This window comes from Bacteroides sp. ET225, from assembly GCF_024733745.1.
Lineage (GTDB): Bacteria > Bacteroidota > Bacteroidia > Bacteroidales > Bacteroidaceae > Phocaeicola > Phocaeicola excrementipullorum.
In genome coordinates, this window is record NZ_JANRHN010000019.1 from 42,150 (window position 1) to 63,514 (window position 21,365).

Annotated in this window: 29 protein-coding genes, 3 tRNA genes and 1 pseudogene; 28 read left to right on the top strand and 5 right to left on the bottom strand. The window is 49.9% G+C overall.

The window, feature by feature from the left end; translation table 11 throughout:
• Positions 1-10: 10 nt before the first annotated feature.
• The 7 genes from ilvB (at position 11) to NW212_RS09480 (ending at position 8,138) form a co-directional block, all read left to right on the top strand.
• Entirely contained in the window at positions 11-1,705 is a 1,695-nt protein-coding gene (gene ilvB, locus NW212_RS09450) for a biosynthetic-type acetolactate synthase large subunit (RefSeq protein ID WP_258338403.1), read from the top strand.
• Positions 1,706-1,717: 12 nt separating this feature from the next.
• Positions 1,718-2,269, top strand: coding sequence for an acetolactate synthase small subunit (gene ilvN, locus NW212_RS09455; protein WP_258338404.1), 552 nt, complete (start codon positions 1,718-1,720; stop codon positions 2,267-2,269).
• Between the two features lie 25 nt (positions 2,270-2,294).
• Complete coding sequence (locus NW212_RS09460) at positions 2,295-3,038, top strand: acyl-[acyl-carrier-protein] thioesterase (RefSeq protein ID WP_258338405.1); 744 nt, start codon at positions 2,295-2,297, stop codon at positions 3,036-3,038.
• Between the two features lie 47 nt (positions 3,039-3,085).
• Positions 3,086-4,129: a ketol-acid reductoisomerase gene (ilvC, locus tag NW212_RS09465; protein WP_258338406.1), complete on the top strand. Its 1,044-nt coding sequence runs from the start codon at positions 3,086-3,088 to the stop codon at positions 4,127-4,129.
• A gap of 106 nt (positions 4,130-4,235) precedes the next feature.
• Entirely contained in the window at positions 4,236-7,103 is a 2,868-nt protein-coding gene (locus NW212_RS09470) for a xanthan lyase (RefSeq protein WP_258338407.1), read from the top strand.
• 29 nt (positions 7,104-7,132) lie between these two features.
• Positions 7,133-7,657, top strand: a complete 525-nt coding sequence (locus NW212_RS09475) for a nitroreductase (RefSeq protein WP_258338408.1) — start codon at positions 7,133-7,135, stop codon at positions 7,655-7,657.
• Positions 7,658-7,919: 262 nt separating this feature from the next.
• Positions 7,920-8,138 (top strand): hypothetical protein, encoded by a 219-nt coding sequence (locus NW212_RS09480; RefSeq protein ID WP_258338409.1) that lies wholly within the window; start codon positions 7,920-7,922, stop codon positions 8,136-8,138.
• A 12-nt stretch (positions 8,139-8,150) separates the two neighbouring features.
• Here the strand turns inward: NW212_RS09480 and NW212_RS09485 are convergent, their stop codons facing one another.
• The 4 genes from NW212_RS09485 to NW212_RS09500 are packed head-to-tail and all read right to left on the bottom strand — an operon-like array spanning position 8,151 to position 10,163.
• Positions 8,151-8,447, bottom strand: a complete 297-nt coding sequence (locus tag NW212_RS09485; protein ID WP_258338410.1) for an STAS-like domain-containing protein — start codon at positions 8,445-8,447, stop codon at positions 8,151-8,153.
• Positions 8,444-9,400 carry an ATP-binding protein gene (locus tag NW212_RS09490; RefSeq protein WP_258338411.1) on the bottom strand — a complete coding sequence of 319 codons (957 nt, stop codon included), beginning with the start codon at positions 9,398-9,400 and terminating at the stop codon, positions 8,444-8,446. Before NW212_RS09490 ends, NW212_RS09485 begins: the two co-directional genes overlap by 4 nt.
• Positions 9,390-9,857: a hypothetical protein gene (locus NW212_RS09495; protein ID WP_258338412.1), complete on the bottom strand. Its 468-nt coding sequence runs from the start codon at positions 9,855-9,857 to the stop codon at positions 9,390-9,392. Before NW212_RS09495 ends, NW212_RS09490 begins: the two co-directional genes overlap by 11 nt.
• 21 nt (positions 9,858-9,878) lie before the next feature.
• On the bottom strand, positions 9,879-10,163 hold the full coding sequence (locus NW212_RS09500; protein WP_258338413.1) for an XRE family transcriptional regulator: 285 nt from the start codon (positions 10,161-10,163) through the stop codon (positions 9,879-9,881).
• Positions 10,164-10,408: 245 nt separating this feature from the next.
• Here NW212_RS09500 and NW212_RS09505 point away from each other — a divergent pair, with 245 nt between their 5' ends.
• From NW212_RS09505 to NW212_RS09520, 4 genes are all read left to right on the top strand, one after another.
• Positions 10,409-10,666, top strand: a complete 258-nt coding sequence (locus tag NW212_RS09505) for a hypothetical protein (protein WP_258338414.1) — start codon at positions 10,409-10,411, stop codon at positions 10,664-10,666.
• Positions 10,667-10,720: 54 nt separating this feature from the next.
• Positions 10,721-10,942, top strand: coding sequence for a hypothetical protein (locus tag NW212_RS09510; RefSeq protein WP_258338415.1), 222 nt, complete (start codon positions 10,721-10,723; stop codon positions 10,940-10,942).
• Between the two features lie 182 nt (positions 10,943-11,124).
• A tRNA-OTHER gene (locus NW212_RS09515) sits at positions 11,125-11,205 on the top strand.
• 31 nt (positions 11,206-11,236) lie between these two features.
• Positions 11,237-11,524 (top strand): hypothetical protein, encoded by a 288-nt coding sequence (locus NW212_RS09520; protein ID WP_258338416.1) that lies wholly within the window; start codon positions 11,237-11,239, stop codon positions 11,522-11,524.
• Between the two features lie 116 nt (positions 11,525-11,640).
• Here the strand turns inward: NW212_RS09520 and NW212_RS09525 are convergent, their stop codons facing one another.
• Positions 11,641-12,018 carry a hypothetical protein gene (locus NW212_RS09525; protein WP_258338417.1) on the bottom strand — a complete coding sequence of 126 codons (378 nt, stop codon included), beginning with the start codon at positions 12,016-12,018 and terminating at the stop codon, positions 11,641-11,643.
• 81 nt (positions 12,019-12,099) lie between these two features.
• On the opposite strand from NW212_RS09525, the gene NW212_RS09530 reads away from it, so the two are divergent.
• The 17 genes and pseudogenes from NW212_RS09530 to NW212_RS09610 all read left to right on the top strand — a co-directional run.
• A tRNA-OTHER gene (locus NW212_RS09530) sits at positions 12,100-12,171 on the top strand.
• A 17-nt stretch (positions 12,172-12,188) separates the two neighbouring features.
• On the top strand, positions 12,189-12,398 hold the full coding sequence (locus NW212_RS09535; protein ID WP_258338418.1) for a hypothetical protein: 210 nt from the start codon (positions 12,189-12,191) through the stop codon (positions 12,396-12,398).
• The gene (locus tag NW212_RS09540; RefSeq protein WP_258338419.1) at positions 12,395-12,601 is read left to right on the top strand and encodes a hypothetical protein; all 207 of its coding nucleotides are present in this window, start codon (positions 12,395-12,397) and stop codon (positions 12,599-12,601) included. Before NW212_RS09535 ends, NW212_RS09540 begins: the two co-directional genes overlap by 4 nt.
• Before the next feature lie 28 nt (positions 12,602-12,629).
• The gene (locus NW212_RS09545) at positions 12,630-12,896 is read left to right on the top strand and encodes a hypothetical protein (protein ID WP_309148248.1); all 267 of its coding nucleotides are present in this window, start codon (positions 12,630-12,632) and stop codon (positions 12,894-12,896) included.
• Between the two features lie 99 nt (positions 12,897-12,995).
• Positions 12,996-13,105, top strand: a tRNA-OTHER gene (locus tag NW212_RS09550).
• A gap of 247 nt (positions 13,106-13,352) precedes the next feature.
• The gene (locus tag NW212_RS09555; RefSeq protein ID WP_258338420.1) at positions 13,353-14,114 is read left to right on the top strand and encodes a hypothetical protein; all 762 of its coding nucleotides are present in this window, start codon (positions 13,353-13,355) and stop codon (positions 14,112-14,114) included.
• Positions 14,111-15,034, top strand: coding sequence for a PD-(D/E)XK nuclease family protein (locus tag NW212_RS09560; RefSeq protein ID WP_258338421.1), 924 nt, complete (start codon positions 14,111-14,113; stop codon positions 15,032-15,034). Before NW212_RS09555 ends, NW212_RS09560 begins: the two co-directional genes overlap by 4 nt.
• A complete protein-coding gene (locus NW212_RS09565; RefSeq protein ID WP_258338422.1) occupies positions 15,027-15,419 on the top strand; it encodes a single-stranded DNA-binding protein in 393 nt (130 codons plus the stop codon). Before NW212_RS09560 ends, NW212_RS09565 begins: the two co-directional genes overlap by 8 nt.
• Positions 15,419-15,874, top strand: coding sequence for a hypothetical protein (locus NW212_RS09570; RefSeq protein ID WP_258338423.1), 456 nt, complete (start codon positions 15,419-15,421; stop codon positions 15,872-15,874). The genes NW212_RS09565 and NW212_RS09570 overlap by 1 nt, the downstream gene beginning before the upstream one ends.
• A 123-nt stretch (positions 15,875-15,997) precedes the next feature.
• Positions 15,998-16,207 (top strand): hypothetical protein, encoded by a 210-nt coding sequence (locus NW212_RS09575; RefSeq protein WP_258338424.1) that lies wholly within the window; start codon positions 15,998-16,000, stop codon positions 16,205-16,207.
• Between the two features lie 84 nt (positions 16,208-16,291).
• Positions 16,292-17,956 carry a ParB/RepB/Spo0J family partition protein gene (locus tag NW212_RS09580; protein ID WP_258338425.1) on the top strand — a complete coding sequence of 555 codons (1,665 nt, stop codon included), beginning with the start codon at positions 16,292-16,294 and terminating at the stop codon, positions 17,954-17,956.
• Positions 17,957-18,042: 86 nt separating this feature from the next.
• A complete protein-coding gene (locus tag NW212_RS09585) occupies positions 18,043-18,333 on the top strand; it encodes a hypothetical protein (RefSeq protein ID WP_258338426.1) in 291 nt (96 codons plus the stop codon).
• 54 nt (positions 18,334-18,387) lie between these two features.
• Positions 18,388-19,059 carry a ParB N-terminal domain-containing protein gene (locus NW212_RS09590; protein WP_258338427.1) on the top strand — a complete coding sequence of 224 codons (672 nt, stop codon included), beginning with the start codon at positions 18,388-18,390 and terminating at the stop codon, positions 19,057-19,059.
• Entirely contained in the window at positions 19,028-19,780 is a 753-nt protein-coding gene (locus NW212_RS09595; protein ID WP_258338428.1) for a hypothetical protein, read from the top strand. The genes NW212_RS09590 and NW212_RS09595 overlap by 32 nt, the downstream gene beginning before the upstream one ends.
• A 91-nt stretch (positions 19,781-19,871) precedes the next feature.
• Positions 19,872-20,405: a hypothetical protein gene (locus NW212_RS09600; RefSeq protein ID WP_258338429.1), complete on the top strand. Its 534-nt coding sequence runs from the start codon at positions 19,872-19,874 to the stop codon at positions 20,403-20,405.
• Between the two features lie 65 nt (positions 20,406-20,470).
• Positions 20,471-21,112, top strand: a complete 642-nt coding sequence (locus tag NW212_RS09605; protein ID WP_258338430.1) for a DUF3560 domain-containing protein — start codon at positions 20,471-20,473, stop codon at positions 21,110-21,112.
• A gap of 44 nt (positions 21,113-21,156) precedes the next feature.
• Positions 21,157-21,348 (top strand): annotated as a pseudogene (locus NW212_RS09610) (hypothetical protein); the annotation flags it as partial.
• Positions 21,349-21,365 lie beyond the last annotated feature (17 nt).

A 21,365-nucleotide genomic window follows, 5' to 3' on the forward strand; every position in this document is an offset into this window, starting at 1 on the left:
AAAAGTAGGTATGAAAGAAAAGATAACAGGTTCTGAGGCTTTGATGCGCTCGCTGGAGCATGAAGGGGTGAAGACGATTTTCGGATACCCCGGAGGAGCGATCATGCCCGTTTTCGATGCGTTGTACGACCATCTCGACAAGCTCAACCACGTGCTGGTGAGGCACGAGCAGGGAGCTGCACATGCGGCGCAGGGCTTTGCGCGGGTTTCGGGAAAGGTGGGGGTGTGTCTGGTCACCAGCGGACCCGGAGCCACGAACACGATTACCGGAGTGGCCGACGCCATGATCGACAGCACCCCGATTGTGGTGATTGCCGGACAGGTAGGCGCAGGACTGCTGGGAACCGACGCTTTTCAGGAAGTCGACCTGGTGGGCGTCACCCAGCCTATAACCAAATGGAGCTACCAGATACGGCGCGCCGAGGATGTGGCATGGGCGGTGGCCAGGGCATTCTATATCGCGCGGAGCGGACGGCCGGGACCGGTGGTGCTCGACTTCGCGAAGAACGCGCAGACTGAAATGACCGAATACGAGCCGGTTGACCTCGACTTTATCCGGAGCTACGACCCCGATCCCGAAACCGACCCGAAGATGGTGGCCGAAGCCGTGCGCCTCATCAACGAGGCGCAGAAGCCGCTGGTGCTCGTGGGCCAGGGCGTGGAGCTGGGCAACGCGCAGGAAGAGCTCCGGGCGTTTGTAGAAAAGGGCGACATGCCTTGCGGATGCACCCTGCTGGGGCTTTCGGCCCTGCCGAGCGGACACAGGCTGAACAAGGGGATGCTGGGCATGCACGGCAACCTGGGGCCCAACGTGAAAACCAACGAATGCGACGTGCTGATAGCTGTAGGAATGCGCTTTGACGACCGCGTGACGGGAAAGCTCGAAACGTATGCAAGGCAGGCGAAGGTCATCCATCTCGACGTGGACCCCTCCGAAATCGGCAAGAACGTGCCGGCGGACGTACCGGTGCTGGGCAACTGCAAGCGCACGCTGGCCCTGCTCACCGAACTGGTACAGCCGCAGAAGCATACGGAGTGGATCGAGAGCTTCAAGCCTTACGAAGAGAAAGAGTTCGAGCAAGTCATCAGGAAGGAGGTCTTCCCCGCCCAAGGCCCCGTCAACATGGGCGAGGTTGTTCATGCGGTGAGCGAGGCCACGCGGAACGAAGCGGTTCTCGTTACAGACGTGGGCCAGAACCAGATGATGGCCTGCCGGTATTTCCGCTTTACGAAGAGCCGGAGCATCGTCACTTCGGGAGGCATGGGCACGATGGGATTCTGCCTGCCCGCTGCCATCGGAGCCACTTTCGGATGTCCGGAACGCACCGTGTGCGCATTCATGGGCGACGGGGGCCTGCAGATGACCATGCAGGAGCTGGGCACCGTGATGGAGCAGCAGGTTCCGGTGAAGATGATTCTGCTCAACAACAACTACCTGGGCAACGTGCGCCAGTGGCAGGCCATGTTCTTCAACCGGCGCTATTCGTTCACTCCGATGATGAATCCCGACTATATGCTGGTGGCTTCTGCCTACGGGATACCGTCGCGGAGGGTGACCGGGCGCGAAGAGCTCGAAGACGCCATACAGGAGATGATCTCCGCCGAAGGGCCCTTCCTGCTCGAGGTATGTGTGGTTGAGGAAGGAAACGTGCTTCCGATGACTCCTCCGGGAAGTTCAGTCAATTATATGTTAATGGAATGTTGATTCGGATAGGATATGGAAAATAAGACATTGTATACGATAATCGTTCATTCGGAGAACCTCGCGGGAACGCTGAACCAGATAACGGCCGTGTTCACCCGCCGCCAGATCAATATCGAGAGCCTGAACGTGTCGGCGTCTTCCATCAAGGGAGTGCACAAGTACACGATAACCTGCTGGACAACCGAAGACATCGTGGAGAAGGTGGTGAGGCAGATCGAGAAGAAGATTGACGTGATCCAGGCGCATTATTTCACCGACGCGGAAATATTCCAGCGCGAAGTGGCCATGTATAAGGTTTCGATGCCCGAGTTTCAGGCCAATCCCGAGGCCTCGAAGGTGATACGCAGGTTCAGCGCGCACATCGTGGAGGTGAACCCCACGTTCGCCATCGTGGAGAAGGTGGGGATGAGCAGCGAGATAACGGCCTTGTTCCAGAACCTGAAGGACCTGAACTGTGTGCTTCAGTTCGTGCGCTCGGGGCGCGTGGCCGTTTCCACCAGCTGCTTCGAGCGGGTAAACGAATACCTGGCGCATCGCGAAGAACGCTACAGAAACGGAAAATGATTCACCTGAAAAACAGTTGTACGGTATGGATGGAAATGACAAAGTCGGAACATATCAGTTTGTGGCCGAACCCTTTCATGTGGACTTCGCCGGACGCCTCACGATGGGGGTGCTCGGAAACCACCTGCTGAACTGCGCGGGCTTTCATGCCGCAGAGCGCGGCTTCGGGATTGCGGAGCTGAACGAAAACCATTACACGTGGGTGCTGTCGCGCCTGGCCGTCGAGCTGGAGGATATGCCCCGGGCTTACCAGAAGTTCAGCGTGCAGACGTGGGTCGAAAATGTATACAGGCTCTTTACCGACCGCAATTTTGCCATCCTCGACGAAAAGGGGAGGCCGCTCGGATATGCCCGCTCCGTGTGGGCGATGATCAGCATGGAAACGCGCAGGCCCGCCGACCTGCTCACCCTGCACGGGGGAGCCATAACGGGATATGTCTGCGACAAGGAATGCCCCATCGACCGGCCGGGACGCATCAAGGTGAGCGGGGGAAGCCCGGAGGCCGAGTATCAGACAAAATACAGCGACATCGACATCAACGGACACGTGAACAGCATCAAGTACATCGAGCATATTCTCGACCTGTTTCCGCTGGACATGTTCCGCGAGAAGACGGTGCGGCGCTTCGAGATGGCCTACGTGGCCGAAAGCTATTACGGCGACAGGCTCACGTTCTTCCGCGAGCGGAAAGGCGAGAACGAATACGATATGGAAGTAAAGAAGAACGGCTCGGAAGTGGCCGTTCGGAGCAAAGTGATATTCAGTTAACTAAAGTTTTAATAACGGCGGCTTATGCCGCGTAAAAAGATTGTAAAATGGCACAAATGAATTTTGGAGGGGTTATTGAAAACGTGATAACCCGCGAAGAGTTTCCATTGGAAAAAGCGCGTGAAGTATTGAAGAACGAAACGATAGCCGTCATCGGATACGGCGTGCAGGGGCCGGGCCAGTCGTTGAACCTCCGTGACAACGGGTTCAATGTCATCGTGGGCCAGCGCCAGGGAAAGACCTACGAGAAGGCCGTGGCCGACGGATGGGTGCCGGGCGAAACGCTGTTCAGCATCGAAGAGGCTTGCGAAAGGGGCACCGTCATCATGTGCCTGCTCTCGGATGCGGCGGTAATCTCCGTATGGCCCGCCATCAAGCCTCATCTGACCGCCGGAAAGGCGCTCTACTTCTCGCACGGGTTCGCCATCACGTGGAACGACCGCACCGGAGTGGTTCCTCCCAAGGATATCGACGTGATTATGGTTGCCCCGAAAGGCTCGGGAACATCGCTGCGCACCATGTTCCTCGAAGGCAGAGGCTTGAACTCTTCGTATGCTATCTATCAGGACTTTACCGGGAAAGCTTACGACCGCACCATCGCGCTCGGCATCGGCATCGGCTCGGGATACTTGTTTGAAACCACTTTCCAGCGCGAGGCCACCTCTGACCTGACGGGCGAACGAGGCTCGCTGATGGGCGCTATTCAGGGCCTGCTGCTCGCCCAGTACGAAGTGCTGCGCGAAAACGGGCATACTCCCTCGGAGGCATTCAACGAAACCGTAGAAGAGCTTACCCAGTCGCTCATGCCTCTCTTCGCCAAGAACGGTATGGACTGGATGTATGCAAACTGCTCTACCACGGCGCAGCGCGGCGCGCTCGACTGGATGGGCCCGTTCCACGATGCCATCAAGCCCGTGGTTCAGAAGCTGTATGAAAGCGTGAAGAGCGGCCACGAGGCGCAGATTTCGATCGACAGCAACTCGAAGCCCGACTATCGCGACAAGCTGAACGCCGAGCTGAAGGCTCTGCGCGAGAGCGAAATGTGGCAGACCGCCGTTACCGTGCGCAAGCTCCGTCCGGAAAACAATTGATGGAAGTTTCCGGATATGATGATAAAAAAAGGCTGTTCCGCTTTCGTGCGGAGCGGCCTTTTTCGTATCTTTGAGCCTGATAAAATGGATAATGACCGTTGTGCTTATGAAAAGATATTTGCTCTTGTTTGCCGTTTCCTTCTGCTTTTGCCTGGCGGGGCTTGCGCAGAGCCTGGAACGGACTGTGCGCCAAAGACTGGAAACTTTCTTCGGCAACTATGAAACGCTGTACGCCGAAATCGGAAGATGCGGGCTGGAAAGTTTTGAGCTGGACAACGAGAAGAAAACGCTCAAGGTATATGCGAATGCGGCCTTCGGATACCAGCCCTTCACGGAAGAGAACACCTCGGCCATCTACCGCTCGCTGAAGCAGGTTCTTCCCGGCCCGGTGAACTACTATTCGCTCCAGGTGTTTGCCGACGGGCAGCCGATAGAGAATCTGGTGCCGAACGCTTTCCGCAGGAAGAAGGACAAGTCGAGGCTCTACGGAAAGGCCGACTACAAGGGAAGCCCGTGGGTGAAGAACGTGTCGCGCCCTTTCGACATCACCCAGGGCCTTCAGAACCGGCATGTGGCCGTGTGGCAGAGCCATGGGAAATTCTACAAGAACGACCGTGACGAATGGAGGTGGCAGCGCCCCCGGCTGTTCTGCACGACCGAGGACTTGTTCACCCAGTCGTTCGTCGTCCCTTACCTTATCCCCATGCTTGAAAATGCCGGAGCGGTGGTGTTCACTCCCCGCGAACGCGACTGGCAGAGGCATGAGGTGATCGTTGACAACAATACTTGCCCTCCCGGAAGCCGCTACCTGGAGGTGGAGGATAAGGGATACAGATGGGCAGACACCGGCATCCCCGGCTTTGCGCAGAAATACCGGGAGTATCCCGACAATCACAATCCCTTCACGGACGGCACGGCGCGCTTCATAGCAACCCAGTCGAAGCCCGAGAAGGCTTTTGCCGAGTGGATTCCCGACATCCCGGAAAAAGGCAGGTATGCCGTTTACGTAAGCTACCAGACATTGCCCGAGAGCGTTGACGACGCGAAATACCTGGTGTTCCACAACGGGGGAGTGTCTGAGTTTAAGGTCAACCAGCGGATGGGAGGAGGAACGTGGGTTTATCTGGGCACTTTTGAATTCGACAAGGGCATGAACGACTACGGGATGGTGGTGCTGAGCAATGAAAGTTCACGCAAGGGAGTTGTATGTGCCGATGCGGTGCGCTTCGGAGGAGGAATGGGCAATATTTCGCGGGGCGGAAAGGTGAGCGGCCTGCCCCGCTATCTTGAAGGGGCGCGCTATTCGGCGCAATGGGCGGGGATGCCTTATGAGGTGTATAGCAAGAGCGGAGGAAAGAACGATTATACCGACGACATCAATGCGCGCTCGCTCATGCTCAACTATCTGAGCGGAGGCTCCGTGTATAACCCCGCGGAAGAGGGGCTGAAAGTGCCGTTTGAATTGTCGCTGGCCCTGCATTCGGATGCCGGATACAGGGAAGACGGCTCGCTGGTAGGATCTCTGGGCATCTATACCACCGGCTTCAATGATGGGAAGCTGAATTGCGGCATCTCGCGCTATGCCTCGCGCGATCTGGCCGATATGGTGCTGACGGGCCTCCAGCGCGACATCGCCTCACGTTTCGGAATACGCTGGAACCGGCGAGGCATGTGGAACCGGAATTATAGCGAAACGCGCTTGCCGGCCGTGCCCTCCATGATTCTCGAACTGCTTTCTCACCAGAACTTTGCCGACATGAAGCTGGGGCATGATCCGAGGTTTAAGTTCGTGGTGGGCAGGTCTGTCTACAAGTCGGTATTGAAATACGTGGCGGAGATGCACGGCACGGACTATACGGTCCAGCCTCTGCCGGTCAGCCATTTCGCCGTCCGCGAGGGAGAGAAGAAAAATACATTCGTTCTGCGGTGGACCGGAACCGAAGATGTGCTCGAGCCTACCGCACGCCCCCAGGGTTATATCGTCTATACGCGTGTGGGGTATGGAGGCTTTGACAACGGCGTGTACGTGCGGAAGCCTGAATATACCGTGAAGGTCGAGCCGGGACTCGTATACAGCTTCAAGGTGACCGCGGTCAATAAGGGAGGCGAAAGCTTCCCGTCGGAAATCCTTTCGGCTTACAAGGCCAGAAGAAGCCGGGGAACGGTGCTTATAGTCAATGCTTTCGACAAGGTGAGCGCTCCGGCCTCCGTAGAGTCGCCTCTGATGGAGGGCTTTGACCTTCAGGCGGATCCGGGACTTTCTTATCAGAGCACGCCCGCCTTCTGCGGACTCCAGCAGAGCTTCGACCGGAGCCGGATGGGAATCGAAACGGCCGGCGGACTGGGGTTCAGCGGCGATGGCATGGAGGGCCGTCTGATAGCCGGAAACACGTTCGATTATGTGTTTGTACATGGCAAGTCGATACAGCGTGCCGGAAGGTATTCATTCGTGTCTTGCAGCGATGAAACGGTCGAGAGCGGAAGCGTGAATCTTGAAGATTACAGGATGGTGGATGTGGTTTGCGGAGTGGACGACAGAGGCTTTTCTTCTGATTTCAGGCATGCCCTGCTCCGGTATTGCAATGCCGGAGGCCGGTTGTTCGTCAGCGGATCCAGGCTGAAGAAGAGTCTGGTGCAGGATGACTTTGGCGCAAAGGTGCTGAAGTGCAAGGACGGAGGCACTTTCAGCAACCTGAACGGCAGGGATTTGTCGGGAGCCAATGTCCGCTTCTCCTTGGCGGGCCGTGCCAATGAACAGATTTATGCCGTGCCTTCCATCCAGTGCGTGCTTCCCGTTTCCGGAAGCTATTCCGCGTTTGTCTATACCGAAGGGAATTATGGCACGGGAGTCGTGTACAGAGGCAAGGATTACAGGACATTTGTGCTGGGCTTCCCGTTCGAGTGCATTCAGGATGTTGCGGCGCGCGACCATGTGATGCAGGCCGTTCTGAATACGTTGCTGAAGAAAAGATAAGCGATAAACCGTTTTAAATAATGAATTTTATGAATGCAGATTTTTTGGAAATCATCAAGACCAGGCGCAGCTGCCGGAAATACAGGCCCGACCAGATTACGGACGAAGAGTTGCAGGCGGTTCTCGAGGCTGGCACTTATGCTCCCACTTCAAGGGGCTTGCAGGCTCCCTTTATCGTTGCGGTGCAGAATGAAGAGCAGCGCGCGGAACTGGCGGCGATGAATGCGGAGATTATGGGAGTGGCTTCCAATCCTTATTATGACGCTCCTGTCTATGTGCTTGTTTTTGCTCCTTCCGATGCTCCCAATCCGGTGCAGGACGGGAGCTGCGTGCTTGAAAACATGATGCTTGCCGCCCATTCCATCGGCTTGGGAAGCTGCTGGATCCATAGGGAAAAAGAGATGTTTGCTACCGAGAGGGGCAGAAGGCTGATGAAGAGCTGGGGACTTCCCGACGGACTGGCGGGTATCGGCGGGCTGGCTTTGGGTTATCCGCAGGGCGATCCTTCTCCGGCCAAACCGAGAAAAGAAGGATACTTCCGCATTGTCCGCTGAAGAAGCGGGGTAAAAAAAGACACTCCCGACAATCTCTATTGCCGGGAGTATCACAACACAAAAACTAAACTAGACTTAGTCTTTGATATGTGATACTCCGCTCTGTAAATCAGTAGATTGCGATTGATGTTTTTTCATTGACTGGAATGAAAGTGGAATGAAATGCAGTCATGCGCTGTCGAAAAATCGGTTTTCGTGTATCATGTCGGATAGTTTTTTATATTTGCATTCAAATAGTCTGTACAATTCTTGCCTTTCGTGTATGTTCAAGAAAAAGGAAATATCGGAAACCGCTATAATGGGCATGGTCTATCAGATAAGATACCTTATCGATGAAAAGAATGTCAGCGATGAAGCCTTGGGCAGCCATCTGAGTAACATGCTTTCCGATCTGGGCATAAGGGTTGATTATGTGCCCACCCCGAACCCGTGGGAGATGACGAGGAAAAAGGATTATATGGTCAGTTTGACAGTAAACTGACCATATTTGCGTTTAATATTTAGGTTCATTATCTACTGCAAATCTAATACCCAATTGAATGATGAGTTTTACATTGTCTGAAGCGTTTTTAATTATTATATTTTTGTTGAAAATTTCAGGTGTTAATTCCACATATAGTTTTCCAAAAATTTGTTTTGCACAATAGGTAGCCATTGATTTTATATTTTGCATATCTATTGTTATTTCATTTTTATACGGATTAGCATCTTTAATGAGATTGTAGATTGCAATTCCACTTTCTTTGCTGCTAATTATTGGAGCAAATGTGTCAAGCGCTATATTTTTCATTGAAAGTTTATATTTAGGTTGTTTAAATTTCTATATTCATCTTCTGGCAATATATCTAACAAACTTTTAGGAGATGTTAGACTTAGAAAGACGTATATTATTGTACCTCCCCAATAGGGACATTCTCCATTTGAAATTTTCCCAAAGTCATTTTTTACATATTGGTCCTCAGATATTAATATTAATCTTCCTTTTGCTAGACTGGTTATGCTATTAATAATCCAAAGTCCACATCCCATATGGTCTGTATCCTTTTTTGAAGTTACTCCCATTTCAAGTGATTTCAATAATATTTCTCCCTTTGTAAGGTGATGGTCTAATGTTGGCCCTAATGTCGAGATTATTCCATTTCCAGTATCTACACAAGCTATTTCAATAAAATCAGTATTGCCATTTGCAATTATAATTGATTTTGTGTCATTTACGGCGTGTTCCCAAAAATTTAACAATATCTCACTAAAGCATTGGAATATCATTGAAGCAATGTTTTCTTTATTTTTGCATCCGCTGTAATACTCTTCAATTTTAGGGAAGTAGCTTTCTTTTATTTTTGATTTGGTGTATTCATTTTCTCTCAATAATGGGAACGGTGCTATAAACAATCTTTTTCCTTGGAAAAAATCAAGATTTGTATAATCAGCCCGTTTGTTTTCTAAATACGAGTTTAAAAGTTCTTGGATTTTAAACTCGGATAATTTGTTGTTAACATATTCATTTGTTTTAATTTTTGAATCCGTTATACATCTGTTTTCTACACAGAATTCTATTATTTTGTAATTGAGAAGTAGTCCAAGCATATCAATATCTCTAACCTCTGATAAATTGAATAGGACATTGGGTTTTTTTTCATTTTTCCAATTGAAAATTACTTCTACACTTTTTAGAAAAGATAGAATTTCATCGACAACACATTTAGGCGGTATTCTTATGTTTGTAGTTGTTTTATTTTCCATCGTACAATTCTTTTAAAAAACGTTTGATTCTGGATTCCCTCTCAATGTCTCTATTACTTATATCAGAGCATAATGATAGATAATAATCTCCTATATCAATAAGTGTTCTAAATAAAGATTCATCAATGATGAATTCATTGTTTATGATGAGTTTTCTAAATTCATCTACTTTATCTAAGTTTAAATTTGTAGTTGAATTATTGAATTCGTTAATATTGCAGAGAAGTGATTTTACGAAATCTTTTTTCTCTTTTGATTTTTCATCCTTTTTGTTGAGCTGATACATTATAAATGTCAGTACACATGTCAGTACAACAGAGTACACACCGCCTATGTAATCTCCGAAGAATGCCCATTTCTCAGGGTCTTTACTTATGCTTGATTCTCCAAAATTTATTATGTAAATTATTATTGGGGTTAAAGCTATTATTGTTAAGCAGATATATTTCTTTTTCATTTTTGAGATTATCTTCTTATTTTATCCGATTAGTCTTTCATTTTTGAACATTGCCAGTTCCGCTTCCAGCCTTTTGTTTCTGGCTTCAAGGTCGCCGAGCTTTTCCTTGTAGTTGTTGACGGTTTCCTGCAAGAGGGCTATCGTGTCGATGAGCTTGCCCAGACGTTCGTTTCCGGCTTCGGACGGCTGTTCTTCTGCAATGAGCATTTCTCCCTTGCCGCGCAGAAGCCATTCGGCGGAGATGTCCGGAAATGTGCTAAGAATAGCATTAATTGTAGTTAGGCTTAACTCTCTTATACCATTCATTTGGTTGCTAAATGTATTTTGTTTTAGACCGCATTGGATAGCAAAGGCTCTATCAGATAAGTCGTAATGCTGGATTATTTGTTTAATTCTTGTAACCATATCTTTTTTACTTAAATGTTAAACTATCCTATTTGAGATAATAAAATAGGTGTTTTGTTTTTGAATTATCTCAAATGAGATTATCTTTGCAATACAATCAATCACACATACAAATATAGAAAATAAAAGTTGAAAAGGAAATGGCAATGGACAAAAGTTATTACGAGAGGGAAGCCGAGGAATTGAGGAACGAAATCGCGGAAGTTGAGTCCTTGACGGAAAGGGAAATGCAGGAGCGTTTCAACACAGACGACGGCAAGGACGAGTTCCTTGAGTTTCTCCATAACGAGCTCCGGATTGCCGAGACGCACGTCCGCGAACGGGAGGACGATGAGGACTATGACGAGTGGGACGACCACGGCTTCGCAAGTGAAGCGGACTACATGAGATACAGGTTCGGATAAATGATTCCGGCGATATAGAAAGTCAAACCGATAAACAGTTTAAAACCAGAAATTATGGCACAAGTAAAGACAAAATTCGAGAGCGGCGAGAAAGTATGGACGCTGAACGGGGGCAAGGCCTTCGAGTTTGAAATCGGCAGGATAACGGTTACCATGGAAGAGGACTCTTCCGTTTCCGTGTCCTATTGCGAGAAGGGCAATCCTTATCTGGCGTACTTTCCGGAAGGGATGTGTTTCGCCAGCCTTGACGAGCTGAAGGAGTACGTCTTCGGCTGAGTCTGAATCTCCCGGTGCGGCCTGACCGCCTATCCGGGAACGAAAGAGAAGAGTTCCTTGACATGTTTACGCTGACAGGCGTGTCCGAAAGGGCATAGTAATTCACCGTGGATAGCGGGCGGCCTGACAGATTTAAGAATTTGCGCAATTCGGTCCGCAAATGCGGGCTTTAGGTGATATTGACGGGGGAAGCTCGGCGGAAGAGCGTCACAGTCCGAGGGCAAAGGGTGTGAAGGCCGGCGGTTCGAATCCGCCTCCCCGTCCGAAGTTTAACGATAAAGAATCATTTGCAGTATGACAGAATTAGAGTCATTGGGTTCGGTGGCGGAAGCCATCAGGCCGATACAGTACGGAGTCATGTTCGTGTGGGTGCTGTCCGCATGGGCATTTTTCATGTTCTCCCCGTTTCTGATTCATGAGATATGGAGGTCGTGCAGGAAGAGGGAGCCGTTCAATTTCAGAGGGGCCAGATGCTGGTGTCCGGTCGCGATAGGCGCTCTGGTCATTTCTTCCGTACTTTTTGCGGTCCAGTTCCTGCTTCTAATGCTTCAGAAGTTCCTGTGTTTTGCTGACGGCCTCTGAAAGGCAGTCCTCCGTATGCCTTTCAAAGTTCCTGAACGCTTCGTCATACCTGTTGCATTTTTCCAATGGGGTCCGTGACTTGTCGGATATGATTAAGGCAAGTGTCGAATGGAGGTTCATGATTCCTTGGTCAGCAGGCTGTAGGTCTCGTAAAGGTTCCTGTCCAGATAGAGGCGCATCGTCAGGTCGTGCCGTTTCAGTGTCCGGAGCGGTTCGGATGCCATTCTGTCCAGTTCTTCGGGACGGACGCTTCCTTCAAGACAACCGGCTAGCGGAATGTCCTTCATGGACGCTCTGAACAAATGGAACGCGTTGACGAATGTAGAGATTGAGCTGACTGAATGTGAATAGAACGTGGTGTACTTGAGCTCTCTCTTTTTGATGCTCAGTTTGTACATTTCCCTTGAATAGAAACCTATGATTCCGATTATCAGTGCGGACAGTTCCCCGTTGTCCAAAATCCAGTCGAGAATCATTTCAATGCACTGCTTCATAATTTCTTGATTTCTGTTTTACAGAGTAAAATTAAGAAATCCTTCCGGTTCCCGCAAGACGGAGGTTTTCCGGAAGGAAATGCCGGATAGTCCAGCGGGTGGACGGCATGTTGCTCATGTCTGCAGGCGGTTCGACTCCGCCTTCCGGCCCCAATTTAAATCATACAGGTATGAAGATTATTTCGGTTATATGCGTATGCGCCTATGTGGCGGTACTGTTCACGATCCGCAATCTGGATTTGTGGTTTTGGATTTCTTCCGTGTGCTTCATCGCGGCCCTTGTCCCCGTTCTGGCACGGCTGGACAGGAAGGAGCGCGGGAAGCCCGGAAGCAGCTATGAGGATTTCGTTGAATTTTTGGAAAAGGAGGACAAGGTATGAGTTCGGAAGAATGCAGGAAGCCCATCGCGCCGACGCTGCGCGCGATGGAGGTCGGTACGGAGGAAGCGTTCCCCATCCGGCAGAGGGTGTCGCTGTACAATACGATTTCCTCGCGTATGGACAAGGAACGTGCCTCCGGCATGTCGTGGACGATCAGGTCCGACCGGAACAAGGGTACGGTTACGGTGAAGAGGGTGAGCTGACATGGTGTACACTTTGAACGGCAGGCTTATGATGACGACGCTGTATGACAATACCGCAGAGATTCTGCTTGAAAACATCCTTCTCGCGATGGAGGACGAGTATTTCTCGAAAGACCTGAGCGCGAAGATTGTCGGAGGGGAGGGCAGGCTGCGGAGGCTGATAGAGCAGAACAGGATACGTTCGGAGAAGCGCAGCCGGGGACAGAACGGGAAATGGTTCTGCCGTGCCGGTGACGTGCTCCGCAACTGTTCTGCAAGGAAGGCGAAGAAGAAAGGAAAGAAAAGGAAGGCATAACCATAAGCCCGTGAGGGTCATGTTTTTTCTACTTAAATGTTAAATTATCAACTTTTATTTTCTATGGACGCGCCGCCTGTGAAGGCCGCCCGTCCCGACGGGTACTTGGTTCAAGGGAAGAACGCCGGATTTCTTGATTCTATTTTTTTATTCCATGTTATTAGTTAGTGTGCATCCGGAGGTTGCGGGTTCGAGTCCCGCAGTACCCACAACCCGTGTTTGGGCGCATGTCCGCACATGTCCGGGAGTAGGGCGAAGATGGCGCAGGATTACACCGCACGGCATCGGTCAGCCGCTGACTCCATCTGAAAGGTGACGCGAAACCGGACGGACATGCTTTGTTCCGTTGGGTTAAAAAGGCATGAAAATGGCGAAGCTACCGTTTGCACATCTTGTCGCCAACGGCTATATTTATAGATGTAATCAATTGAATGTCAAACTGATAAATTGTAATTTATGGAAACGAAGAAGAATGCGCAGGAAGTTCATGCGGAATCTGATGCCGGCATGGACGGAAAGCTGGCAGGAATCCGCACCTTGAAGGCAAACGAGATAGAATGCCGAATCGGTACAATCAATGAGAAGGGATGCACATTGTTGCTGTACAAGGATGCCCGTGTGGATATGAGACTGCTTGACGAGGTGTTCGGACCAATGAACTGGAAGAGATGCCACGAAGTTGTGAACGGGAACCTTTTCTGTACCATATCCGTCTACGATGAACGGAAGAAGGAATGGGTAAGCAAGCAGGATGTCGGAACGGAATCCAATACCGAGAAGGAGAAGGGGCAGGCGTCGGATGCGTTCAAGCGAGCCGGATTCAACTGGGGAATAGGGCGCGAACTCTATTCGGCGCCTTTTATCTGGGTTAGACTTGAACCGGGCGAAATCAGCAAGAACACTTCGGGCAGATGTTCAACTTACACCAAATTCTCTGTAAGTGAAATTGAATACGACGAAAACAGGGAAGTAAGCAAGTGCGTAATCATTGACGACAAGGGCAATGAAAGGTTCAGTTTTCCTGCCAGGAAGCAGCAGCCTCGGCAGCAAAATCCTAACGTGTTTACAGGGAAGCAGCTGAAGGATGCCGTTGCAGAGGTTAAGGCATGTCAGAGCAGGTATGCGATTAATGAAGTATGGAAAAAGCATTCAGTTCTCCAGCAGAATATGGAGTTCAGGAACGCAACAATGGAAATGTGTAAAAAATATCCGGAATGATAGAATTGGTCAAGTCGGGTGTGGTTTTCAATGAAGAAAGTCACACCTATTTCTTGGGGGGCAGGCAGCTCTCGGGAATAACAGGAATGATTAGAAGGCAGCTGTTTCCGAACAAGTACAAGGAGATACCGCAGCACATACTCGAACGTGCTGCTGAGAGAGGTACAAGAGTTCACCACGAATGCCAGTTTGTTGACACAACAGGATTTGAGCCTGAAAGCCAGGAAGCGATGAACTATCTCCTTCTTCGGACGGGTGCAGGGTATAGGGCTCTCGCAAATGAATATACGGTATCTGACGGGGAAAACTTCGCTTCCAACATTGACTGTGTGTGGGAGAAAAATGAAAAGATTGCCCTTGTGGATATAAAGACAACCTATGCACCGGACGAAGAGTACCTTGCATGGCAGCTGTCCATTTATGCCTATCTCTTTGAATTGCAGAATCCGCATCTTAAGGTAGACAGCCTGTTCGGTGCGTGGCTTTACAATGAAAAGTCAGAACTTATTCCGCTTGAACGCAAATCTGACGAGAAGGTCAAAAGATTGCTTCAGTGTGAGATTGAAGGCAAGCGCTACTTGGATACAGAAACAGCAACTGAATACAGGAAAGATGAAGTACAGCTGTTGCCGGAGGATGTGATAAACAAATATCTTGAAGCTGTGGCTGAAGCAGAGAAGATACAGCGGTTCATCGACGGTTTCAAGGACACGTTGAAACGTGCCATGATTGAACATGAGGTCAAATCGTGGGACACCGGATGCCTTAAAGCTACCATAACGCCTGCGGCGACGAAGAGAACTTTCGATGCGAAGAAATTCCAGTCGGACCATCCGGAACTGTACAGACAATACGTCAAGGAAACCGGGACACCGGCATCCATACGAATCACATTGAGGAAGGAGGCAAAGGATGCTTAACAAGGTGATGCTGATCGGGAATCTCGGAAAGGATCCCGATGTCCGTCAGCTTGACGGAGGGACGGCGGTCTGCCAGTTCACGCTCGCCACGACCGACAGGGGATATACCCTGCAGAACGGCACGAAAGTTCCGGAACGTACCGAATGGCACAACATAGTGATGTGGAGGGGGATGGCGGAAGCTGCCGGGAAATACCTCCGCAAGGGCGACAAGATTTTCGTTGAGGGGAAAATCAGGACACGGAGCTATGAGGACAGCAGGAAGGTCAGGAGGTATGTGACGGAAATCTATGCGGACAGCATGGAGATTCTTTCCTGCAGGTCCAGACAACAGACGGATCAGGACGCGCAGCTTCCTTTTCCGGATGAAAATGCGCCGTACTGATGGAAGCGAAGATTGTGAAGAAGGACGGTGTGGCCGTAATGGACAAGAATCTTGACTTCATGCTCGGCCTGCTTCCGAACGGGGAATATACGCTTACCATCAAGAAGGCGGTGAAGAAGCGGTCCCAGAACCAGAACAACCTCATGTGGATGTGGTTCCGCTGTCTGGGCAATTTCCTCCGTTCGGAAACGGGCGACGAAAGGTGGGCCACGAAGGACGGGATACAGACGCTGCACGACATCTATTCAAGGAAATTCCTTACGACGCAGGTAGTAGGCCCTGACGGGGCGGTCATGGAACGTGTCCGGGGCACAAGCACCCTTACGATGCAGGAAATGTCGCATTTCCTTGAAGCCGTGAAGACAGACCTCAATACGGAGCTGGGCATGATTGTCCCTCTCCCTTCAGACAAATACTATTCCGAGTTTGCCGCTTTGTACGGCAGCAAGTATTAATAACCATTAAACAGCAAAAGAATGTCGAACGAAAAAGAAAACTATGAACCGGAGGTGCTCAGGTTCGTGCTTCCTGAGGGGACCGGGAGGCTGCGGCGGCCCTGAAAAGGCAACTGGAAGAATATGACAGGAAACGCAGGGAAGAGAAAGTGCTTCGTAATCAAGTTCAACAGAAAAGGGATGGCGGAGAAGGATAGGATATGCCGCCATTTCGGGTGGGACGGGCATCTCACCGTCAACGGGGAATGCCTTGTGTCCGTTCCGGAGAGGCATGTCGGAACTTTTGAAGAAACCGCAAGGAGGGGATTCTTCTCAATCCTGGAAAGGCGGTAAAATGGCGCAGTTTCCGTTTGCAAATCTTGCCGCCATGAACTAACTTTACAGATATAACGAACTAAAAGTCAAACAGATGCAATTATGAGTGAATATGTGAAACTGCCCGTGGCCGACATATATCCGTCGCCGCGGAATCCTCGTAAAACATTCGACGCTGCAGGCATCGAGGAACTTGCAAGCAATATCGGGAAGCAGGGATTGCTGCAGCCCATAACGGTCCGGAAGACAAGGGATTCCTATGAGGACATAGACAGCGGAACGCTGGAAACCCTTCACATTCCGGCAGCTTATGAAATAGTCTGCGGGGAGAGGCGTTTCCGGGCGTTCAAGCTGCTCTCGGAAAGGGGCGCCGGTTATGATGAAATCCCCTGTATCGTAAGGGAGATGACCGACGAAGAGGCTTTCGACGCGATGATCACTGAAAATCTCCAGAGGCAGGACGTTGACCCGATTGAAGAGGCTGTCGCATTCTCCCTTCTGCTTGAAAACGGGAGCAGCCTGGAGGACATAGCGGTCCGGTTCGGCAAGTCCGTCCGGTTCGTTCAGGACAGGGTGAAGCTCTGCGGCCTTGTTCCCGGTTTTGTCTGCAAGCTGAGGGACGGTTCCATACCTGTTTCGGGGGCCATGCTGCTTGCGAAGATGGACAAGGGCTTTCAGGAACGGCTCCTTGAAACGGTCGGGGATGACGGCCTGACGTACAGGGACATCAAGGATTATGTGACAAGGGAATTCCGCGTGCTGGACAAGGCTCCGTTCTTTGCGGAGGACGGTTTCGACGAATCTTTTCCGCTGTGCTCCGCATGTCCGAACAATACTGCGAATTACGGATGCCTGTTCTATGAGATGAAGCCGGACGGACAGAAATGCACCGATCCGGAATGTTTCGGGAAAAAGATGTCCGGGTATGTCAGGTATCGGGTGATGAAGGAGGCCGGAAACCTTGTAAAGGCCGGAGAGCCGCTTCAGTTCGGGAAATCCGTCATTGTCATCGACGAGGACGGATACTGCACCGACAGCATGAAGGAGATGAACAGGAAGGCGGAAGAGCTGTATTCCTCCCTCGGCTTTGAAGTTGTCCGCTCGTCGGTGTTCTCGCACAGGTGCTGGTATTCTGAGGATGACGCGAGAATCAGGGAGATGCTTGCCTCGCATGAGATTTACAGGTGCATCAATGTCGTGGGCTATATGGGGCCGGAGTTCAAGGTCACGTATTACTATGTCAGCCGGAAAAATGCTTCCGGCAGCTTTGCGGCGGGTGACACGAAGGAAATCGAAACGGACAGGATAAAGTCCAAGATGAAGCGCAACAAGGAGCTGGTCGTCGAGAAGTCGAGGGAAACCATGAGGGAATGGGCCTCATCGTCCGCCGGATATTCTGCCAGAAAGGACGAACTTTCCGCCTGCGAGAGGCTGGTGCTCGATGCGATAGTCCTCGGTTCCTGCGGGTATGAGTTCCTTGACGGGCTGGGGCTTTCCGGAAACAGGTCCATGCTGGTCGAATATGCGGAGAACCATCAGTCCGAGCGTAACAGATGGTACCGGGCCTTCATCATGAAGAACCTTTCGGACCCATCCGTGACCTATACGGAATATCTGTACAAGTGCCAGACGAGGCTGTTCATGGAGCAGTACCCTGACAAGTTTGAAGAAATGACAAGGAAACTTGCCCAGGCATACGAGAAGAAGGACAGGAAACTGCGGGAAAGGCTTGAAGAACTTTCAGGAAGAAAGGAGGAAGATGCATGACTGTCAAGGATAACGGTACGGGAAACAGAAGCCCCTGAAAGCCTTCCCGGACAAATTTAAGTTGAACATGCTAATCTGAAAAACCGATGATAACACTTAACAGACTTGCCCGGAAATGCCGTGAAACGGCGTTGAGCAGGCACAAGATAACGGTCCACAGCAGCCACCGGGGACTTGCCATCGGCATATCGGCCGAATGGCGGGAACTGATGGACGCTGCCGACAGGCCCAGTCCCCATATCGGCGGATGGAGCGAGCGTGAGGAAGAAGCGGCGGACATAGTCATATCCGCCGTGACTTATCTTGAATGTATCGGATGCAGGGACATAGAACAGCTTATCAAGGATAAGGTCGCCTACAACGAGCGAATGGAGTGATTGGCGTGCCGCTGAAGAGATGATGATTTTTGTGATGTTGAAAAAATGGCAGGTATGAAAGCAGAATTTACATTCCAGAATATCCCGGTATCATGTCTTGATATGAACAGGGGACAACTTCGGGGACTTCCTAAGAATCCCAGATTCTTTAGGGATAACCGTTATGAAGCGATGAAAAAAAGCATTGAGGACAGTCCTGAAATGCTTGAATTGCGGGAGCTTATAGTTTATCCGCACGGTGACAACAGGTTTATAGTGGTTTGCGGGAATCTCCGGTTCAGGGCCTGCAAGGAGCTGGGTTATACGGAGGTTCCTTGTAAAGTGCTTGACATATCCACGGAAATAAGGAAGTTGAGAGAGTATGCGGCCAAAGACAATGTTTCGTTCGGAGAGAATGATATGGATGTCATGTTGAACGAATGGGACAGGTCTGAGCTGCAGGACTGGGGCGTGGAATTTCCCCAGAAACCGGAAAGGGACGAATTCAAGGACCGTTTCGAGGCTGTAACGGACGAAACGGCCGTTTATCCTCTCATTCCTAAGTTTGATGAGAAATATGAACTTTTCATCATTGTTTCCGCCAATGAGGTCGACGGCAATTGGCTTCGTGAAGCATTGGACATGCAGCATATGGAGTCATACAAGACCGGAAAGATAAGCAAAAGCAATGTTGTCAGCATAAAGGATGTACGCCATGCAATTGAGAATCGTGATTCCAAGCCATAAGAGGCATGACCGGGTATTTGCAAAGAAACTTGTGAATGATCCCATCATTTGTGTAGCCGAAAGCCAGGCTGACTTGTATCGCCAATATAACCCGGATTGTGAGATTGTAACGCACCCGGATGATATAATAGGGCTTATTCCGAAGCGCAACTGGATGGCGAGGCATTTCAGAAACCTTTTCATGCTTGACGATGACGTCCATGCGTGCAAGTCATTGTATGCGGAGAAAGGGGAGCCTTCGAGAATAAAGGACAAGGACAGGATTACCGGAATAATTTTTAGTCTTGCAGAAATTGCTGAAATGATGGATGTCCATCTGTTCGGATTCACTTCCCGGATTTCACCGGTCATGTATGACGAAACCGGATTCCTTTCATTGTCAAAGATGATAACCGGGTGCAGCTATGGAGTTTTTTACGACAAGAATACATGGTGGAATGAAGATCTTAAATTGAAGGAGGACTTCTGGATATCCTGTTATATGAAATACAAGGAGAGGAAGATTCTTACGGACTTGCGCTACAATTTCGAGCAGAAATCGACATTCGTCAATTCCGGAGGTCTGGCGGCATTCCGCAATCAGGCAGAGGAACGTCGTTCCATCATGCTCATACGGAAGTATTTCGGCGACAGCATTAACCTGAAAGGGGCGACAAATAACGGCAAGGACAAGACGAAGCAGCTTGTGCAGTACAATATAACCTGTAGGTTCAGGTATTGAAAAATGGCGGTAAAATGGCGAAGTTTCCGTTTGCAAATCTTGCCGTCATGAACTAACTTTACGGATGTAAAACAATAAAAATCAGTTATATATGATTGTGAGAACCGTTAGGGGATATGATTTTTTTGAAGTCGCTTCTGCAATGCAGAAGGCGGTCAGAAGGGCGGACGCTTCCGTTGCCGGATATTTCGCTCTGGAACTGTGGACGAGCGGCTATCGGGATTATGTATGGAAAAGGCTCTACACCATAAGTGCAGAAGATTGTTATGGCCTTATAACAAAAGAGATTGAGGCTCTATGGCAGGGACATGAACTGGTCAACAAGGGGAGTAAAGAACCCAAAGGGCGGATTTTTGTGAGCAAGGCTGTCATTCTTCTGTGCGAGTGCCGGAAATGCCGTGATGCGGATCATCTCCAGAACTTTGTCTATGACAAGGAATTGGTTGATGCGGACAGATGGATTGAGGATGTAAGGAAGAATCCGATTCCAATACCTGTTTATACTTTTGACGTTCATACTCGTAAGGGAAGGAAAATGGGACGGACGAAGGAGGATTTTTTCCGTGAGGAATGCGGGGCGTTGAAGCCGAGAATCCGCGGGCTTTTTGATGGCCTTGTTGAATGAACGTTGCCACGGCATTTGCCGTGGTTTTTTATGGCATTAAAGTCGAACCGATAAATTAAATCATTATGAACACTTATTACAAGTTTTGCCCGAACGTATTTCTGGCGAAGTGCGATGAAAGGCACGAAAAGGGGGAAGAGATACCGGTAACAACCAAGTATGGAAAAGAAAATGAAAGTATAGTTTTCAATCTGATTTTCGAGCGTGACGGGTTCTATTATTATTCCGTTGTCCGTGCTGACGGATTCAACGTACAGGAATGGGCGAAGCGCAGAGCGGAACGAAGGCGTGAATGGGCTGCGTCTGCTGGCCGCAAGAGCTATGAGTATTATGAAAAATCAAATAAGGACAGGGATTTTCTTTCTCTTGGAGAGCCTGTCAAAGTCGGCCATCACAGTGAACGCAGGCATCGTAAGATGATAGATGACGCTTGGAATAACATGGGCAAAAGCGTAGAATTCAGCGATAGGGCTGCCGAACATGAAAGGATCGCTGAGTATTGGGATGCAAGAGCGGATACCGTCAATCTTTCTATGCCGGAGAGCATTGACTTCTATGAGTATAAGTTGGAGAAGGCTAAGGTGTATCACGAGGGTTTGAAGTCCGGTAAATATCCGCGAGAACATGCCTACTCTCTTGCTTATGCCAAGAAGGAAGTGAATGAGTTGCAGAGGAAATATGATCTTGCCAAACAGCTATGGGGATGAATTTGCAAGGGAACGGGCTTGTCGAACTTATTGACGATAAGCCCGACAGGAAAGGCAAGGAAGTGACTTACCTGAGAAGTTCTGCCGAACTGACAACAGGTGAAATGACTCTCAGCATCGACCGCTTCCGCAACTGGTCAGCGTCAGTCGCCGGCATTTACTTACCAAGTAGTTCTGAACGTGATTTTTTAATCCATATCCAACAGGCAATAGAAAATAATAAAGAATTTTTATAAAACTATTCTTATGGAAG

Coding starts and splice junctions, on each gene's coding strand:
- ilvB (WP_258338403.1), top strand. CDS start 11: ATGAAAGAAAAGATAACAGGTTCTGAGGCTTTGATGCGCTCGCTGGAG.
- ilvN (WP_258338404.1), top strand. CDS start 1,718: ATGGAAAATAAGACATTGTATACGATAATCGTTCATTCGGAGAACCTC.
- NW212_RS09460 (WP_258338405.1), top strand. CDS start 2,295: ATGGATGGAAATGACAAAGTCGGAACATATCAGTTTGTGGCCGAACCC.
- ilvC (WP_258338406.1), top strand. CDS start 3,086: ATGGCACAAATGAATTTTGGAGGGGTTATTGAAAACGTGATAACCCGC.
- NW212_RS09470 (WP_258338407.1), top strand. CDS start 4,236: ATGAAAAGATATTTGCTCTTGTTTGCCGTTTCCTTCTGCTTTTGCCTG.
- NW212_RS09475 (WP_258338408.1), top strand. CDS start 7,133: ATGAATGCAGATTTTTTGGAAATCATCAAGACCAGGCGCAGCTGCCGG.
- NW212_RS09480 (WP_258338409.1), top strand. CDS start 7,920: ATGTTCAAGAAAAAGGAAATATCGGAAACCGCTATAATGGGCATGGTC.
- NW212_RS09485 (WP_258338410.1), bottom strand. CDS start 8,447: ATGAAAAATATAGCGCTTGACACATTTGCTCCAATAATTAGCAGCAAA.
- NW212_RS09490 (WP_258338411.1), bottom strand. CDS start 9,400: ATGGAAAATAAAACAACTACAAACATAAGAATACCGCCTAAATGTGTT.
- NW212_RS09495 (WP_258338412.1), bottom strand. CDS start 9,857: ATGAAAAAGAAATATATCTGCTTAACAATAATAGCTTTAACCCCAATA.
- NW212_RS09500 (WP_258338413.1), bottom strand. CDS start 10,163: ATGAATGGTATAAGAGAGTTAAGCCTAACTACAATTAATGCTATTCTT.
- NW212_RS09505 (WP_258338414.1), top strand. CDS start 10,409: ATGGACAAAAGTTATTACGAGAGGGAAGCCGAGGAATTGAGGAACGAA.
- NW212_RS09510 (WP_258338415.1), top strand. CDS start 10,721: ATGGCACAAGTAAAGACAAAATTCGAGAGCGGCGAGAAAGTATGGACG.
- NW212_RS09520 (WP_258338416.1), top strand. CDS start 11,237: ATGACAGAATTAGAGTCATTGGGTTCGGTGGCGGAAGCCATCAGGCCG.
- NW212_RS09525 (WP_258338417.1), bottom strand. CDS start 12,018: ATGAAGCAGTGCATTGAAATGATTCTCGACTGGATTTTGGACAACGGG.
- NW212_RS09535 (WP_258338418.1), top strand. CDS start 12,189: ATGAAGATTATTTCGGTTATATGCGTATGCGCCTATGTGGCGGTACTG.
- NW212_RS09540 (WP_258338419.1), top strand. CDS start 12,395: ATGAGTTCGGAAGAATGCAGGAAGCCCATCGCGCCGACGCTGCGCGCG.
- NW212_RS09545 (WP_309148248.1), top strand. CDS start 12,630: ATGATGACGACGCTGTATGACAATACCGCAGAGATTCTGCTTGAAAAC.
- NW212_RS09555 (WP_258338420.1), top strand. CDS start 13,353: ATGGAAACGAAGAAGAATGCGCAGGAAGTTCATGCGGAATCTGATGCC.
- NW212_RS09560 (WP_258338421.1), top strand. CDS start 14,111: ATGATAGAATTGGTCAAGTCGGGTGTGGTTTTCAATGAAGAAAGTCAC.
- NW212_RS09565 (WP_258338422.1), top strand. CDS start 15,027: ATGCTTAACAAGGTGATGCTGATCGGGAATCTCGGAAAGGATCCCGAT.
- NW212_RS09570 (WP_258338423.1), top strand. CDS start 15,419: ATGGAAGCGAAGATTGTGAAGAAGGACGGTGTGGCCGTAATGGACAAG.
- NW212_RS09575 (WP_258338424.1), top strand. CDS start 15,998: ATGACAGGAAACGCAGGGAAGAGAAAGTGCTTCGTAATCAAGTTCAAC.
- NW212_RS09580 (WP_258338425.1), top strand. CDS start 16,292: ATGAGTGAATATGTGAAACTGCCCGTGGCCGACATATATCCGTCGCCG.
- NW212_RS09585 (WP_258338426.1), top strand. CDS start 18,043: ATGATAACACTTAACAGACTTGCCCGGAAATGCCGTGAAACGGCGTTG.
- NW212_RS09590 (WP_258338427.1), top strand. CDS start 18,388: ATGAAAGCAGAATTTACATTCCAGAATATCCCGGTATCATGTCTTGAT.
- NW212_RS09595 (WP_258338428.1), top strand. CDS start 19,028: ATGCAATTGAGAATCGTGATTCCAAGCCATAAGAGGCATGACCGGGTA.
- NW212_RS09600 (WP_258338429.1), top strand. CDS start 19,872: ATGATTGTGAGAACCGTTAGGGGATATGATTTTTTTGAAGTCGCTTCT.
- NW212_RS09605 (WP_258338430.1), top strand. CDS start 20,471: ATGAACACTTATTACAAGTTTTGCCCGAACGTATTTCTGGCGAAGTGC.